The organism is Streptomyces sp. NPDC043685 (assembly GCF_056436585.1).
In genome coordinates this window covers 504,269-519,983 of record NZ_JBWKCH010000002.1, presented here as the reverse complement: position 1 = coordinate 519,983, position 15,715 = coordinate 504,269, and the positions used below count along the sequence as shown (strand labels likewise).

General features: G+C 71.9%; 13 protein-coding genes. 2 read left to right on the top strand and 11 right to left on the bottom strand.

Annotated elements, in window-relative coordinates:
- Positions 1-91: 91 nt before the first annotated feature.
- The 4 genes from AC0665_RS07080 to AC0665_RS07065 all read right to left on the bottom strand — a co-directional run bounded on the left by AC0665_RS07080 (position 92) and on the right by AC0665_RS07065 (position 3,140).
- Positions 92-1,813 (bottom strand): LCP family protein, encoded by a 1,722-nt coding sequence (locus tag AC0665_RS07080; RefSeq protein WP_478704580.1) that lies wholly within the window; start codon positions 1,811-1,813, stop codon positions 92-94.
- Positions 1,814-1,829: 16 nt separating this feature from the next.
- Complete coding sequence (nadD, locus tag AC0665_RS07075; RefSeq protein WP_468409001.1) at positions 1,830-2,567, bottom strand: nicotinate-nucleotide adenylyltransferase; 738 nt, start codon at positions 2,565-2,567, stop codon at positions 1,830-1,832.
- Positions 2,568-2,652: 85 nt separating this feature from the next.
- Entirely contained in the window at positions 2,653-2,817 is a 165-nt protein-coding gene (locus tag AC0665_RS07070) for a hypothetical protein (protein WP_363118774.1), read from the bottom strand.
- Between the two features lie 164 nt (positions 2,818-2,981).
- Entirely contained in the window at positions 2,982-3,140 is a 159-nt protein-coding gene (locus AC0665_RS07065; RefSeq protein ID WP_363118775.1) for a hypothetical protein, read from the bottom strand.
- 125 nt (positions 3,141-3,265) lie between these two features.
- Between AC0665_RS07065 and AC0665_RS07060 the strand changes: the two genes are divergently transcribed.
- Positions 3,266-4,381, top strand: a complete 1,116-nt coding sequence (locus AC0665_RS07060) for a M48 family metallopeptidase (RefSeq protein WP_478704714.1) — start codon at positions 3,266-3,268, stop codon at positions 4,379-4,381.
- A 19-nt stretch (positions 4,382-4,400) separates the two neighbouring features.
- On the opposite strand, the gene AC0665_RS07055 is transcribed toward AC0665_RS07060, so the two are convergent.
- From AC0665_RS07055 to proB, 5 genes are all read right to left on the bottom strand, one after another.
- On the bottom strand, positions 4,401-5,471 hold the full coding sequence (locus AC0665_RS07055) for an SCO2583 family membrane protein (RefSeq protein WP_468409004.1): 1,071 nt from the start codon (positions 5,469-5,471) through the stop codon (positions 4,401-4,403).
- 89 nt (positions 5,472-5,560) lie between these two features.
- Positions 5,561-6,136, bottom strand: a complete 576-nt coding sequence (locus AC0665_RS07050) for an SCO2584 family spore wall biosynthesis protein (RefSeq protein ID WP_468409005.1) — start codon at positions 6,134-6,136, stop codon at positions 5,561-5,563.
- Between the two features lie 182 nt (positions 6,137-6,318).
- The gene (locus AC0665_RS07045) at positions 6,319-7,605 is read right to left on the bottom strand and encodes a glutamate-5-semialdehyde dehydrogenase (protein ID WP_478602316.1); all 1,287 of its coding nucleotides are present in this window, start codon (positions 7,603-7,605) and stop codon (positions 6,319-6,321) included.
- Between the two features lie 72 nt (positions 7,606-7,677).
- On the bottom strand, positions 7,678-8,136 hold the full coding sequence (locus tag AC0665_RS07040; RefSeq protein WP_478704713.1) for a hypothetical protein: 459 nt from the start codon (positions 8,134-8,136) through the stop codon (positions 7,678-7,680).
- A gap of 133 nt (positions 8,137-8,269) precedes the next feature.
- Entirely contained in the window at positions 8,270-9,376 is a 1,107-nt protein-coding gene (proB, locus tag AC0665_RS07035; RefSeq protein WP_478704712.1) for a glutamate 5-kinase, read from the bottom strand.
- A 729-nt stretch (positions 9,377-10,105) separates the two neighbouring features.
- Between proB and AC0665_RS07030 the strand changes: the two genes are divergently transcribed.
- The gene (locus AC0665_RS07030; RefSeq protein ID WP_478602314.1) at positions 10,106-12,139 is read left to right on the top strand and encodes a hypothetical protein; all 2,034 of its coding nucleotides are present in this window, start codon (positions 10,106-10,108) and stop codon (positions 12,137-12,139) included.
- A gap of 64 nt (positions 12,140-12,203) precedes the next feature.
- Here the strand turns inward: AC0665_RS07030 and AC0665_RS07025 are convergent, their stop codons facing one another.
- Both AC0665_RS07025 and AC0665_RS07020 read right to left on the bottom strand, forming a co-directional pair.
- Entirely contained in the window at positions 12,204-13,412 is a 1,209-nt protein-coding gene (locus AC0665_RS07025; protein ID WP_478602312.1) for a glycosyltransferase family 2 protein, read from the bottom strand.
- 203 nt (positions 13,413-13,615) lie between these two features.
- On the bottom strand, positions 13,616-15,694 hold the full coding sequence (locus AC0665_RS07020) for a hypothetical protein (protein WP_478508176.1): 2,079 nt from the start codon (positions 15,692-15,694) through the stop codon (positions 13,616-13,618).
- Between the last annotated feature and the right edge of the window lie 21 nt (positions 15,695-15,715).

Below are 15,715 nucleotides of genomic sequence, written 5' to 3'. Positions count from 1 at the left end.
TCGTCGGACACTTGACACCCAAGGGTCTCACGGACCGCAGCGGGCCCCCCACGCGATTCCGGGGATCACGTGGGGAGCGCGCGGGTGCCGGCTAGCCGGACGACGGCTTGTAGTCCTGGCCGAGGACCACGAAGACGTCGGCGCTCGCGGAGACCTTGCCCCGGGTGACGGCGCTCGCGGGCAGGCCCAGGGTCTTGGCGACCTCGGCGGCGTTCGCCTTGTCGGCGGCGTCGGCGTAGACGACCCGGGAGGTGGCCCGGGCGGTGGCGGTGCCGCTCTCCAGGAAGGTGAAGCCGCCGTTGAGGAGCACGACGCGGGCCTTCTCGGTGTTGTCCTCGACGCCGGTGGCGTTCTGGACGGCGACACTTACGGCGGCGTCCTTGTCCGGGCTCTTGGCGGTGCCGCCGAGGACGTTCTTGACCACGCCCGCGCTCGCCCGGGGGCTGAGCGTGCCGTCGTTCTGGACGGGCAGCAGGTCGGTCTTGACGTCGCCGCCCTTGGCGAGGTCGGAGAGCCCGGCGAGGAAGGTGCCGAGGTCCTTGTCGGTGAGGGACGGGTCGAGGATCTGGTTCAGCGTCTGGATGGTGACCGTCGCGCCCTGCGGGTCGGAGGACAGCTTGCGCAGGACGCCCTGCATGACCTGCCCGAAGCGCTCCAGCTGGGCGTTCTGGCTCTCGCCCGGGGCCCGGTAGGTGGCGTAGGCGACGGCCATCTTGCCGCTGAGGGTCTGGTCCTTGCCCTGGTTGACCAGGGGGGCCTGGCCCTTCTTCTTGGCGTCGGGGTCGGGGACGGCGGCGTCGGTGTCGACGTCGATGTTGCCGACGAGATCGACGAGGTTCTGCAGGTAGGGGGTGTCCAGACGCCAGGTGCCCTCGATGTTGGTGCCGAGGACCGTGTCGAGCGCGTCACGGGTGCCGTCGGAGCCGTCGTCCTCGACCGACTTGGCGAGCGTGGTGGTGGTGCCGTCGTCGCTGGTCAGGGCGAGGGAGTTGGGCAGCAGGACGGTGGTGCCGCGCCGGGTGGTGGTGTTGTCGACGAGCAGGGCCGTGGAGGTGCCGCCGCCCTTGGTGTCGTGCAGGTGGACGACGATCACGTCGCGTTTCTGGGCGCCCGCCGCCGTCGCGGTGCCCGTCGTGGAGTCGTCGGAGGACAGGCCGGGCAGCTTCCCCGCGTACCAGAGGTAGCCGACGCCGCCCGTCACGACGAGCGCGAGGACGACGCCGAGGGCCACGATCCGGCCGCGGGCGCGGCGGCGGGCCTCCTCGCGGCGCTCGGTGCGGTTCTCGGTGAACTTCAGCCAGTCGATGACGTCCTCGGAGTGGGCGTCCGGTTCCTCGACGAAGGCGAACTGCTCGGTGTGGTACTCCCGTTGCGGCTCGGCGGCGTCCTCGTGGTCGGCCGGGCCCGCCTGCTGCGGGATGTGGGCGGTCTGCGGGGCGGCCTGCTCGGCGACCCGCGGCTGCCCGCCGGTGGCGCTGCCGGCCTGGGCCTGCCCGTAGGGGTCGTACGCCGTGTCCTGCGCGGGGCCGCCCTGGTACGCGCCGGTGGCGTACGGGTCGTAGGCGCCGTAGGAGGAGGGGGCCTGCAGGCCCGTGCCGTCGTCGTAGGCCTGGGGGGTCTGCTGCCCCTGCTGCCCGTACGGGTCGTAGCCGTAGCCCTGCTGGTGCTGCTGGGCGTACGGGTCGTAGGTCTGCTGCGGGATCTGTCCGGCCGGGACCTGCCGGTAGACAGGCCGGCCGTACTCGTCGTAGCCGACGAGTTCGTACGGGTCGGCCCCGTGGTCCGCGGCTCCCGCGTCGTATCGGTCGTTCACCGGTGCCCCTCTCGGCTCACTCGCCGCGGTACAGCTCGCGCTTGTCGATATAGCGCACGACTCCGTCCGGCACCAGGTACCAGATCGGGTCCCCCTTGGCGACTCTCGCACGGCAGTCCGTCGAGGAGATGGCGAGGGCGGGAACCTCCACGAGCGAGACGCCGCCCTCCGGGAGTCCGGAGTCGTCCAGGTGGTGGCCCGGCCGGGTGGCCCCGATGAAGTGCGCCAGGGAGAACAGTTCCTCGCTGTCGCGCCAGGTGAGGATCTGGGCGAGCGCGTCGGCGCCGGTGATGAAGAACAGGTCCGTGTCGGGGTTGAGCGCGCGCAGGTCGCGCAGGGTGTCCACGGTGTAGGTCGGGCCGCCGCGGTCGATGTCGATGCGGCTCACGGAGAACTGCGGGTTCTCGGCGGTCGCGATGACCGTCATCAGGTAGCGGTCCTCGGCCGGGGAGACACTGCGGTGGCTCTTCTGCCAGGGCTGGCCGGTCGGGACGAAGACGACCTCGTCGAGGTGGAACGCCGCGGCCACCTCGCTGGCCGCCACCAGGTGCCCGTGGTGGATCGGGTCGAAGGTGCCGCCCATGACACCGAGGCGGCGCTTGCCCGGCCGCGGGTTCCGCCCGCCGTCGGCCCGGCGGGCCACCGCGGCTGCACGGCGGGGCTCCGAGTGTGGCTCGGTGCCGCTCGCCGTGTCCTGTGCCGGGTCGTGCGGCGTCTCGTTCGCCGGACCGGTAGGCATGTCCTGCTCTCCCATGCGTGCAGACCCTACCGGCCCTGCCTGGGAGCTCCGGCCGCCCCCGTGGTCCCCCGGGCATCCTCCGCCGGATGCCCTGCCGGTCTCAGCGGTCGCGGTTGAAGCGGGTGGTGACCCACAGCAGGAGCAGAAGGATGAAGAGCGCGCCGCCACCGGTGAGGTAGGGGCTGAGGCTCTCGTGGTTTCCGCCGTGCTCCTCGCCCTCGGCGGCGAGGGTGACCAACTGGGCAGCGGTGCTGTGGAAGCTCATCTTCGGCAGGACCTATCGCGTGTGGGCGGGATAAAGACGTCGGCTCATCGTAAGCGGGCGCCCGTTTCGCGATCACCCCGACTCCGCCTGTTCGTGCCCCGGGCGGTGGTACGCGCCGCGGCCGGGCCCGGTCCCGGGGCCCGGCGGGGAACCTTCGGATGGCCTCAGTCGTCCTTCCGTCTGTAGCCACGCAGCAGGAACCACGCGGTCAGCACACAGCCGAGGATCATCACGATCAGCACGATCCTCAGCATCCCCGGCCCGTGTCCCTCGGCGGCGTTCGCGGCCGAGGCGAGCCAGGCGGTCGCGGGGTGGTGCTCCATGACGGTCGGTTCCCTTCGCCGTACTGCCCGACCACCGTAACTCCGCCTAGGCTGGGCCTCGCCTCGGGGAAGCAAAAGGCCGCACAAGGGGCCGCAAAGGTCACACCAGACGCATGGGGGAAGACATGTCCGACGGCCAGGAGCACCACGAGCACGTGCCGGGCAGGCAGCGCCGGCGCTTCCCCGGGATCTCCTCGCGCACGTACGAGCACCCGGCCGACCGCTCCGCCCTGGTGGCGCTGCGCAAGCTGAGCGGTTTCGACACGGTGTTCAAGGCGCTCAGCGGCCTGCTTCCCGAGCGCAGTCTGCGGCTGTTGTTCCTTTCCGACTCGGTCCGCGTCTCGGACCAGCAGTTCTCCCACCTCAACGTGATGCTGCGGGACGCCTGCTACATCCTGGACCTGGAGAAGGTCCCGCCGATGTACGTGAACCAGGACCCGCAGCCCAACGCGATGTGCATCGGCCTGGACGAGCCGATCATCGTCGTGACGACGGGCCTCGTGGAGCTGCTCGACGAGGAGGAGATGCGGGCGGTCGTCGGGCACGAGGTGGGGCACGCCCTGTCCGGGCACTCCGTCTACCGCACGATCCTGCTGTTCCTGACCAGCCTCGCGGTCCGGGTCGCCTGGATCCCGCTGGGCAACCTCGCGATCATGGCGATCGTGACCGGGCTGCGGGAGTGGTTCCGCAAGTCGGAGCTGAGCGCGGACCGCGCGGGGCTGCTGGTCGGGCAGGATCTGCAGGCCTCCATGCGGGGTCTGATGAAGATCGCGGGCGGCAACCACCTGCACGAGATGAACGTGGACGCGTTCCTCGCCCAGGCCGAGGAGTACGAGGCCGGGGGCGATCTGCGCGACTCGGTGCTGAAGATCCTGAACGTGCTGCCCCGCTCCCACCCCTTCACCACCGTGCGCGCGGCCGAGCTGAGGAAATGGGCCGAGTCGCGGGACTACCAGCGGATCATGGACGGGCACTACCCGCGGCGCGACGAGGACAAGGACACCTCGGTGCGGGACTCCTGGCGGGATTCGGCGGACCACTACACCAGCCACGTGAAGAACTCCAAGGACCCCCTGATGAAGCTGGTCACGGACCTCGCGGGCGGTGCCGGCGACCTGGGCGACCGGGTCCGGCGCGGTTTCGGCGGCTTCGGCGCCCCGTCCGCGAAGCCGCCGCAGGGGCCGGGGACGGACACGCCGGACGCCCCGGGGGACGACCGGCCGCCGCGCGGCGAGAGCTAGGCCCTTTGACGGGCTTGCCTCACACCTTGGGCTGCGCGCTCCTCGCCAGGGAGCCGCACAGGGCCGTCGCGCCGCCCGTGGCGTAGGGGTCCGTGCCCGCCGGGCCGCCCTCCTTGGCCGTCTGGCCGGCCAGGAGGGGCCTCAGGTGGTTCGTGGAGTCCTCGGCGCAGGACAGCGGGCCGGCCTGGACATAGGAGACGACGAGCTGGGCCTGGTGCATGCGCAGGTCGTCGCGGTCGAAGCGGAAGTGCAGCTCACGCCGCAGGGTGAACAGGGAGACCTTGTCCTTGTCGCCGCCCCCGGCCGCCCGCAGCGCGTACACGGACGTGTGGTCGGCGGTGACCTCCAGCGTGGACGCGTCGGCCTCGGCGGCCTGCAAGGTGCCCTGGACCCTGACCCTGCGGTCGGCGAGCTCGGCGCGCGAGGGGTCGAAGCGGACGAGCCAGCCGGTGGGAGCGTGGCGTCCGTCGGGGGTGGGCCGGGCGAAGCTCTGGTCGAACTGGTCGAGCTGTTCGGGGTCGAGCAGCACCCGGACGGCACGGACCTCACCGCCGGTGAGCACCTCCGGGTCCAGGGCGGACCGCACGACGTAGTCCTTGGCGGTGGTCAGGGCGCTCACGACCTGGCTGTCCGAGAAGTGCGCGGTGCGCCGGGAGGCGGGCAGCGGCACCCCTTCCGCGCCGGTCCTGAACTGTGCGGCGGGGCTGTGCTCGTACAGGAACGCCGCGTCGGCCGTGCCGGGCACCTCGCCCTCGGGGACGAGCGGGATGACGGTCATCCGCAGGGGCTCGACGGGCTCCCGGGCGGCGGGGCTCTGGTAGGGCTGCCGGACGCCCATGTAGATCGCGGTGCCGAAGGCGACGGCGATCAGCAGGACCAGGACCAGCGCCTGCCGGGACAGGCCCCGTCGCAGGGGCGGTCGGCGTCGCACGGCCGGCGCGTGGTCGGCGATGCGCTCCTGGGCGGAGAACTCCTGGAGGCGGGCAGCACGGACGAACGACTCGTCGAAGACGACGGATCGGTACTCGTCCTCGCCACCGCCGGGGGCGCCCTCGGGAGTCCCCTCAGGTGGGTTTCCAGGCCCGCCCATATCTTCAGGGTAGGTCGCCGCGAGCGCGGGTAAACGCCCCCCTGCGCCACAAGTTCTGACAGGTTCTCACCAAGACGGGCTGGTTCCGGTCAGGGTCGGGGAGGGATCACCGAGACGGCCGGCCGGGAGTAGTCGGCGGACGCCGAGGGGGCTGCTCCGGCGCCCTGTTCCAGCCCGGTGGAGGCAGGCGGCGGCGCGGGCTCCTCCCGGTCGGAGGAGGCGCTCCGGTAGACCGCCGTGAAGGCCAGGGCGACCATGCCGATGCCCATCACGAGGGCGAGCAGCCAGGCCACGGGGCGGTGCCAGCGCACCTGTTTGGAGTAGGACCCCGTGCTGCCGTAGTGGTCCTCCAGGACATCGGGGTCGTCCAGATCGTCGAGATCGGGATCATGGCCGAAATCGCCGCGTCGGCCCCTGCCGTACACGTCGTCGTAGCGCTCGCCCCTGGTGTGGGTGCGGCGGGCCTCCGCCTCGGAGGCCTCGGCTCTCGCCTGTGCCGCGGCCAGGAGGCGCTCCACCGCGCTCGGCTCGTGGACCACGGCCGCGCGTACGAAGGCCTCGTCGAAGACCACGGAGGCGAACTCTTCGTCCGACACCCCGCGGTCGTGGTCGTCGTCGGGCTCCCGGCCGTCCGGAAACGGCGTGCCCCCCACGTCCTCCGGCACGGATCCAGAGTAGACCTGGGGGGTCATTTTGGGCAGACGGTACGGAAATTCATCCGCCGGTTGAGACGGCGTCCACAGGGGTGCGGACGGCGCACGCCCGCCCGGCGCACTCCGTCCGCGCGCTTGCGCACCCCCCGGGCGGCCCGTACGGCCATACGGCCCACCGCAGCAGCGCGCAGCGGTCAGCGCCGCACGTGCCCGTCGCCTGTGACGATGTACTTCGTGCTGGTCAGCTCGGGCAGGCCCATGGGGCCGCGGGCGTGCAGTTTCTGCGTGGAGATGCCGATCTCCGCGCCGAAGCCGAACTGGCCGCCGTCGGTGAAGCGCGTGGAGGCGTTCACGGCGACGGTGGTGGAGTCGACCAGCTGGGTGAAGCGGCGGGCGGCCTGCTGCGAGGTCGTCACGATGGCCTCGGTGTGCCCGGAGGTCCACAGCCGGATGTGCTCGACGGCCTTGTCCAGCGAGTCCACGACGGCCGCGGCGATGTCGTACGAGAGGTACTCGGTCTCCCAGTCCTCGGCCGTGGCCTCGACGACGGTGGCCTTGGAGTCCTTGGCGTAGGCCTGCACGCGCTCGTCGGCGTGCACGGTGACCCCGGCCTCGGCGAGGGCGTCCAGGGCGCGGGGCAGGAACGCGGCGGCGATGTCCTGGTGCACCAGAAGGGTCTCGGCGGCGTTGCAGACGCCGACCCGCTGGGCCTTGGAGTTGATCAGGATGTCGACGGCCATGTCGAGGTCGGCCTGGGCGTCGACGTAGACGTGGCAGTTGCCGGTGCCGGTCTCGATGACCGGGACGACGGACTCCTGGACGACCGTGTTGATCAGGGAGGCGCCGCCGCGCGGGATGAGCACGTCGACCAGGCCGCGGGCGCGCATCAGCTCGCGCACGCTGTCCCGGCTCTCGCCGGGGACGAGCTGGACGGCGTCGGCGGGCAGCCCGGCCCCGCCCACGGCGTCGCGCAGGACCCGCACGAGGGCGGTGTTCGACTGGTACGCCGAGGAGGAGCCCCGCAGCAGGACCGCGTTGCCGGACTTCAGGCAGAGGGCGGCGGCGTCGACGGTGACGTTCGGACGGCCCTCGTAGATGATCCCGACGACGCCCAGCGGCACGCGGACCTGGCGCAGGTCGATGCCGTTGGGCAGCGTGTTGCCGCGCACGACCTCGCCGACCGGGTCGGGCAGGGCGGCGACGTCGCGCACGTCGGAGGCGATGGCGCGGATCCGCTCGGGGGTGAGCGTGAGCCGGTCGATCATGCCCTCGCTGATGCCGGCCTCGCGGGCCTTGGCGACGTCCCTGGCGTTGGCCTCGACGATCTCGCTCGCACGGACCTCCAGCGCGTCCGCGACGGCGAGCAGCGCGTCGTCCTTCTCGGCCCGGGGCAGCGGCGCGAGGGTCGCGGCGGCGGCCTTGGCGCGGTAGGCGGCCTCGGTGACCGGGGACATGGAGTCGTACGGCGAAAGCGTGGTCATGAGGGAAGGGTAGTGCGCCGGGCGGATCCGTTCATCGCGCGTTTCACACCCCGAGACGCGCCCCGGACCAGATCAAAACGGGTGAACTCCGACCGGCGAGGCCGGGGGCGGTCCGTATCCCTCGGCGATGCGCTGGTGGTACGTCACGCGGTCGATGACCTCGAGACCGACGATCCCCCAGGGCGGCAGCCCCGCGGTCTGCCGGTGCTCGCCCCACAGGCGCAGGGCGACGGCGGCCGCGTCGTGCAGGTCGCGGGCCTCCTCCCAGTAGCGGATCTCCGCGTGGTCGACCGCGTACCGGCTGGTCAGGAAGAAGGGGTGGTCATGGGCGAGCTGCTCCAGGGCGCGCCGGACCTCCGTCAGCGGGGCCTCCTTGCCGGAGACGCTGAGGGTGACGTGCCACAGGCGCGGGGTGTCGCCCGGTTCCTCGCCCTGGAAGCGGTCCCCGGCGGCCACGCTCGTCAGGGCCCGCTCCTCACCGGCCGCACGGGAGCCGGCACCACCGCGGGACGCCTGGGTCCCCGGGCGCACTCGTCTCACGACGGCCTCCTTCGCGCTCGGCGCTGCTGCGGAACAGTTCCCTGGGACAAAGTTGAGCAGGCCGCACGGCGTCGCGTGGCGGTTTTGCGGAACGTCCACCACCGGGGGCGGACGTTTCGACACATTACGGGTGCAGGACCACCAGGTCGTCCCTGTGTACGACCTCGCGTTCGTACGCGGGTCCGAGTTCGCGGGCCAGTTCCCGGGTCGAGCGGCCGATGAGCCGGGGGATCTCCTTGGCGTCGAAGTTGACCAGCCCGCGGGCCACCGCGTGTCCCGCGCGGTCCCGCAGCTCGACCGGGTCGCCGGCGCTGAACTCGCCCTCGACGGCGGCGATCCCGGCGGGCAGCAGCGACTTGCGGCGGTCCACGACGGCCTGCACGGCGCCCTCGTCCAGGGTGAGCGCGCCCTGCGGGGTGGACGCGTGCTGGAGCCACAGCAGCCGGTCGGCGGAGCGCTTGCCGGTGGGGTGGAAGAAGGTGCCGGTGTCCTGGCCGGTCAGAGCGTCGGCGGCGTGGACGGCGCTGGTGAGGACGACGGGCACGCCGGCGGCGGCCGCGATCCGGGCGGCCTCGACCTTGGTGACCATGCCGCCGGTGCCCACGCCCGCCTTGCCCGCGCTGCCGATCTCGACGTGCGCGAGGTCGGCGGGGTCGCGTACCTCGTCGATGCGGGAGGTGCCGGGCTTCGCGGGGTCCCCGTCGTAGACGCCGTCCACATCGGACAGCAGGACCAGCAGGTCGGCGTGGACGAGGTGGGCGACGAGGGCGGCGAGGCGGTCGTTGTCGCCGAAGCGGATCTCGTCCGTGGCGACGGTGTCGTTCTCGTTGACGATCGGGACGGCACCCATGGCGAGCAGCTTGTCGAGGGTGCGCGAGGCGTTGCGGTGGTGCGAGCGGCGGCTCATGTCGTCGGAGGTGAGCAGCACCTGGCCGACGCGGACGCCGTAGCGGGCGAAGGAGGCGGTGTAGCGGGCCACCAGCAGGCCCTGGCCGACGCTGGCGGCGGCCTGCTGCCGGGCGAGGTCCCTGGGGCGGCGGCGCAGGCCCAGCGGGGCGAGGCCGGCGGCGATGGCGCCCGAGGAGACCAGGACGATCTCGCGCTCACCTCCGCTGCGCACCTTGGCGAGCACGTCGACCAGCGCGTCCACGCGGTCCGCGTCCAGGCCGCCCGAGGCGGTGGTCAGCGAAGAGGACCCGACCTTGACGACGATCCTGCGGGCCTCGCCCACGGCCTGCCTTGCCCCTGCCACGTCGCCGTCCGTCCCCTCGCGTCGATTCGCTCCCTCACCAGGAAATCTACGGGACGGCCGGGCGTGGTGCGGCGCCGGTCCACGTTACGGACGGTGCCGCCCACGTCACAAGAACGCGGCCGTCCTCCGCCGGTCCGCACGGCCCCGGAGCGAGCCGGTCGCCGCCCCCTCGCGGGCCTCGGCAGGAAGCTGAGCGACTGTCCCCCCTTCGCGGCCAGGGCAGGCGGCAGATCGACCTTCTCCTCGAGGCCCACCCCGGGGAGCCGCTCGACCGTCCCCCTGGGGCCCACACCGAAGCCGAGCCACCGGCTCCCCTGTGCCCGACACCGGGGAGCCGGTCATCCGTCCCTCGGCCCGGTCCCGCCCTGGCCGAAAGCCGACGTTCCGTCCCTCTCGCTCCCACGGCGGGAGCCGACCTTCCGTCCCTCTCCACTCCAAGGGCAGCAGCCGATCACCGCCCCTCGCGCCCATGACGGGGAGCCGGTCATCCGCCCGCTCGGCCCCTCCCCACCAATGGCCGGAAACCGACCTTCCGCCCCTTCCGGGCTCACCCCACGACAGGAACGGGATCTTCCGCTACCGTCCGACGACACGCCGGACGGCCCGTCACCCCCACGCCCCGACGACACGCGCGTGTCGTCAGGAGGTCGCCGCGCGTTAACCCGGACGGCCGACCTGCGCCGACCCGACGCTCCTGGAGTGACCGCAGTGCCCGTACCTCTCCCTCGCCCACAGGCCCTCAGCAAGGGGCTGGTCACCGTCGTTCTGGCCGCCGCGTTCGCCGCACAGGCGGTCGCGGCCCTGCTGCCTCAAGTTCCGCTGCTGCTCGCCGCGACCGTCGTGTCCCTCGCCACCGAGGGCGTCCTGTACCGCTGGCAGCGTGGGGTGCTGTCGCTGTTCGCCAAGTCCCACGCCGACATCACCGTGCGGCACGTCCTGCGGGACCTGCTGCTGGTGGTGGGCCTGCTGCGGCTCGGCGAGCAGGACCGGGAGACGGCGTACGCCCCGCTGGTGGCCGGGCTGCTCGTCTTCTACGCGCTGCACTGCGCGATCCAGGCGGTCTCCGTGCTGGTGCGCCGCACCCGCACCCTGCCGGTGGTGACCCGCAACATCGACGCCTCGGCCCTGCGGCTGTCGCCGGCCCCCGCCGTGCTGCTGCGCCGCCCCGGTCACCGGCTGCTGGTGTTCGGTCTGCCCGCGACGGCCGGACTGCTGGCCAGCGCGCCGGGCGACCGGCCGGTGTACGCGGCGGCGGGCATCGCGCTCTCCCTCGCCCTCGGGCTGTGCGGCCTCGGGGTGCTGCTCCTGCGGCTGCTGCCCGGCCGGCGTCCGGTCGGCGAGGAGGAGGTGCTGGAGTGGTTCGACGGGTGGCTGGCCGACTACCGGCCGACCGTCGGCCTGTACTTCTCCGGCGGCGCCTCCTCGGCTTACCAGGCGAACATGTGGCTGGAGCCGCTCGCCGGGCTGGAGGGCAGGCCGGTCATCATCCTGCGCGAGCGGTTCATGGTGCAGAAGATCGCCGCGACGGACATCCCGATCGTGTGCCTGCCGAAGGTGTCGACGCTGATGCGGCTGGAGCACTCCACGCTCCAGGTCCTCATCCATCCGTCGAACTCCGGCAAGACCTCCCAGGTGCTGCGCATCCCCACGATCAAGCACACCTTCGTCAACCACGGCGAGAGCGACAAGCTGTCCTCGTGCAACCCGTACGCGAAGGCGTACGACGAGGTGTGGGTGGCCGGGCCCGCCGCGCGCGAGCGGTACGCGCTGGCCGAGGTCGGGGTCGAGGACAAGGACGTGGTGGAGACGGGCCGCCCCCAGCTGGACGGGGTGCTGCCCTACGCGGGTCCGCCGGCCGGGCCGTGGACCACGGTGCTGTACGCGCCGACCTGGGAGGGCTGGGACGGCAACCCCGGCAACACCTCGGTGATCGCGGCCGGCGAGAACCTGGTGCGGGCGCTGCTCGCCGACCCGGGTGTACGGCTGCTGTACAAGCCGCACCCGCTGACGGGGTCGGTCGATCCCCGCGCGGGCGCGGCCGATCTGCGGATCCGGGAGCTGATCCGGGCGGCCAACCGGGAGCGGGCCGGGGCGCGTGCGTCGGACGGGGCGGAGCTCACCCGCCGCACCGCCGAACTGAACCGGCTCACCACGTCGGTGTTCCGGGCCGGGGCCGACACCGTGGAGCGGATGCTGGTGCAGTCGGCGCCGGAGCCGGGCCGGGCCCAGGCGGTGGCGCGGGCGACGGCCGCGTGGCAGGAGGCCTACTGGGCCTCGCTGCCGGAGGGCGAACACCAGATCATCACGGAGGCCCGGCCCACGCTGTACTCCTGCTTCAACGTGGCCGACCTGCTGATCAGTGATGTGTCGAGCGTGATCAGCGACTTCCTGGCCAGCGAGAAGCCGTACGCCGTGGCCAACACCAGCGGGCTGCCCGAGGACGCCTTCCGTACGGCGTTCCCGACGGTGGTCGCGGCGACGGTGCTGACGCCGGACGCCGCCGGTGTGCCGGACCTGCTGGAGGCGGTCCGGCACCCGGAGCACGACGAACTGGCCGAGGCGCGCGCCGAGCTGAAGCTGCGTCTGCTGGGCCCGGCGGAGCCGACGTCTCAGGAGCGCTTCAACGAGGCCGTCCGGGCGCTGAGCGCGGAGGCCCGGGAGCACCGGGCACGGGTGACGGAGCGGCTGGCCGCGGTGCCCGGTCAGCGCACCGGGACCGCGCTCCCGACCGCACCCCGCTGAACGGCCCCGTCTGCACCCCGCTGAACGATCCCGTCCGCACCCCGCCGAGCGGCGGTACGCGCGCTCACGCCGCGTGCCGCACCTCGCGGGCCGTCAGCACCCGCCGCGCCTTGCGCACCGCACGGCGCATGAACGTGTCGACGCCGCCCTCGCGGTAGCCCGGGAAGGCCCGGGCCTCCCGGGGCTCGGCGAGGTAGACCCGGTCGGGGACACCGGCGGCGCGGTCGCGGAAGTGCGGGTAGGCCAGGTAGACACGGCGGCCCTTCCTCTCCAGGAGGGCCGCCGCCTGCTTCTTGGCCTTGACGAACTTCACGACGTCCAGGAGCAGTTCGGGCCGCTGCTCGGCGACCAGGTGCAGCCGCAGCCGCTCGTGGACCTTGAGGCGCTGGGCCACCCCCTCGGTCCAGTAGGCGTCCATCAGCGGCTTGGCCAGCTCGAACTTGTGCCGGCGGATCTCCTCGCTGTCCGTCAGGTACTTGGGCCCGAACTGCGGCAGCAGCGTGATGAGGAAGGGCCGGACCATCAGCTGGTCACGCCGGCCGCCCGCGGGGACGAGCTCGGCGATGAGCTTCATCAGGGCCCGCGCGGAGTCGAAGCGCAGCGTGTAACCGCCGCTCTTGGTCACGTGCTTGCCGTCGTCCCGGCCGACGAGGTAGTAGCAGGTGTGGTCGGCGACCACGGACACGCCGTCCGCCCGCAGGTACGCCTCCATGGTGAACAGCGCGTCCTCGCCGGTGAACAGCGACTCGTCGAACCGCATGCCGTGCCGTTCCAGCAGCGCGCGGCGGAACAGCTTCTGCGCGCTGAGCGTGAACTTGATGTTGGAGGAGAAGACGTCCGTCCGCTCCACCGTCGCACCCCACATGGACTTCGGCGCCGAGCGGTTGACGCCCTCGACCTTGCCGAGCACCACGTCCGTGCCGGCGCGGTCGGCCATGGCGACCATGCGTTCCAGGGCCTCGGGTCCCAGCCGGTCGTCGGCGTCCAGGAAGAAGACGTAGCGCCCGCTCGCCTTGCCCAGGCCGACGTTGCGCGGGCCGCTGGGACCGCCGGAGTTCTCCTGCCGGATCACCAGGACCCGCATGGGAGCGCGCTCGGCGAACTCCTCCAGGTAATCCCCGGTTCCGTCCGTCGACCCGTCGTCCACCGCGATGACCTCGACGCGCCTCGGATCGATGGTCTGCGCCTCGACGGACGCCAGGCACTCGATCAGATACGGCATCGCTTCGTACGCCCCGATGATCACACTCACATCAGGCTGCGCAACGGTCACTTTTCCCCCTAGTCACTGGGATATTCCCCCCGTATCGCCTCATTCGCTACTTGGTAGACGAGTGATCGAGGCAAGCGGTTGCCTCAGACACACGTGTTAGTGGTTCAGCTCACAAAGTGAACGAACAGGAAACAGAGAAACGAAAGGATCCGGCCCCGAGGAGAAATCCCCGGGGCCGGACCCTTTTGCGCGGCGGGAGCGGGTCAGGCCGTCCCGACACCGTCCGTGTCACCGGCGGTGGACACCCGCTGCCCCGGAACGGCGTTCGCCAGCTCGGTGTCGGCTCCGGCGGCGGCCATCCGGGACGCCTGGCCGACGTTGCGCGTCTCGGCCTTGAGCGCGAGGTTCGCGACGGCGGTGTTGAACTGCTCCAGGGAGGTCGGCTCGTCCGGGCCCAGCAGGTACTGCTTGAGCTCCTTGCGGTCCTCGGCCAGCGGGTCGGCCGCCGGGTCACGGACCGCGCCCAGCAGCTCGCCCAGTTCGGAGGCGCTGTTGGACAGGATCACCGCGGCGCGCACCGCCGTGTTGTTCCGCTTGAACTCCTCGACGCCCACCCCGGCGGAGTCCGTGACCGCGTAGGGCTTGCCGCTCGCGATGAAGTCGGACACCACGCTGGAGATGTCGGAGACCATCGCGTCGGAGACGTTGAAGCAGTCGTACAGCCGCGGCTCGGCGCCGGTGATGACGCGGTGCTCCCAGGAGGGGAAGGAACGCCAGTAGGCGTCGTTCCACTCGGCGCGCAGCCGGGCGACCTCCTGGTGCTTCGCGGTGTCGATCAGCCCGTCGCGGGTGGCCTCGGCCTCGTCACCGCGGTCGCCGCCGGAGCGGGACAGCTGCGCGAGACGGGCCTCGATCCGCTCCAGCTCGGCCTTGGCCTGGGCCTGGACGGCGGTGTCGGCGATGAACCGGGTGTTGATGGCGCGCTCCGCGGCGGCCTTCTGCACCAGCGCGGTGATGCGCCGGTGCGCGGCGCCGGCCTCCTTGCTGACCGTGCCGGTGAAGGGGTGCGGCTTGTACAGGACACGCACCGGCGGGTCGGCCGCGACCAGCTTCTCCACGATGTTCTCGCCGGCCAGCACGATCGAGGTGTTGCCCGGGTTGCCGTCCCAGCCCTCCCAGGTGGGGGCGTACAGCACGGTCGGGATGCGGTCCTCGGGCACGCCCTGCCAGGTCTGGATCGGGGCGAGCTGCGGGCGGCCCACCTCGACGATGTCGTCGTCGCGGACACCGACGTCGGCGATGGCGTAGCGGTCGCGGCCCGCGCGGCCGGCCGTCCACACCTCGTCGTAGACCTTGCTGTACGGGTTGACGCTGGCGAGCTTGTCGCTGTCGCCGTGGCCGATGAAGACGTGCTTGATGGTGGGCACGCGCAGCATGTGGATGTTCTTGCCGACGTTGGCCGCGTAGAGCGCGACCCGCACCGTGGACAGGTCCATGTTCATCAGGTGCACCCCTCCGGGCACGCAGATGACCGGGACCGTGGTGGGCGCGAGATTGTTCAGGATCGCCCGCTCGCGCAGGATGATCAGCGGCTTGGACTCCAGCTTCTCCATGGTGTCGAGCCACATGTTGACCTGGTAGGCGGAGTCCTTCGAACCGGAGAAGTACAGGACCGTCTCCGGCTTGTACTCGCCCAGCCAGTCGTCGACGGCGGCCAGGACCTTCTCGGCGTTCGGCGGGATCCTCCGGCCGCGCACGAACGGCACGAGCGTCAGGACGTACAGGGTGGCGAGGGCCACCGTGAGGCCGATGCCGATGAAGCCGATCAGGGACATCTTCACCTGAGCGGCCACCACGATGCCGACGACCGCCGCGAGGTCGAGGTGGAGCATCTTCTCGGCGGAGCGGTGCAGCAGCCTGCGCGGCGGGGCGTCCGGGATGCGGATGCGGGAGGCCAGGTCGACGTTGCGGGTGGCGACCGGCATGCGGCGCCGGTTGCGGATCAGCTGGACCAGCGCGCCGTGCGGGGCCTGAAGACCGTAGAAGGCGATGAAGCAGGCGATCGCCCCGTAGTAGATCAGGTTGTCCGCGAGGGACAGCCGGGCCAGCAGCAGGATGAGGAGCAGCTGGCGGATCAGGAAGCGGATCGACAGGCCGGCCCGCACCTTGCCGAGGCGGTTGATCAGGTAGCTGCCCTTGCGGTGCAGATAGTGGTCCGCCAGGTACGTCACGGCGGCCGCTGCCGCGAAGGCGGGAACGCTCGGGACGAGCGCGGCCAGCATGAGGGCGGGGAAGCCCGCCACCATGAGGACCGCCGCGGCCAGCTCGGCCGCGCTGCCCACCCGGGCGACGCGAATAGCGGT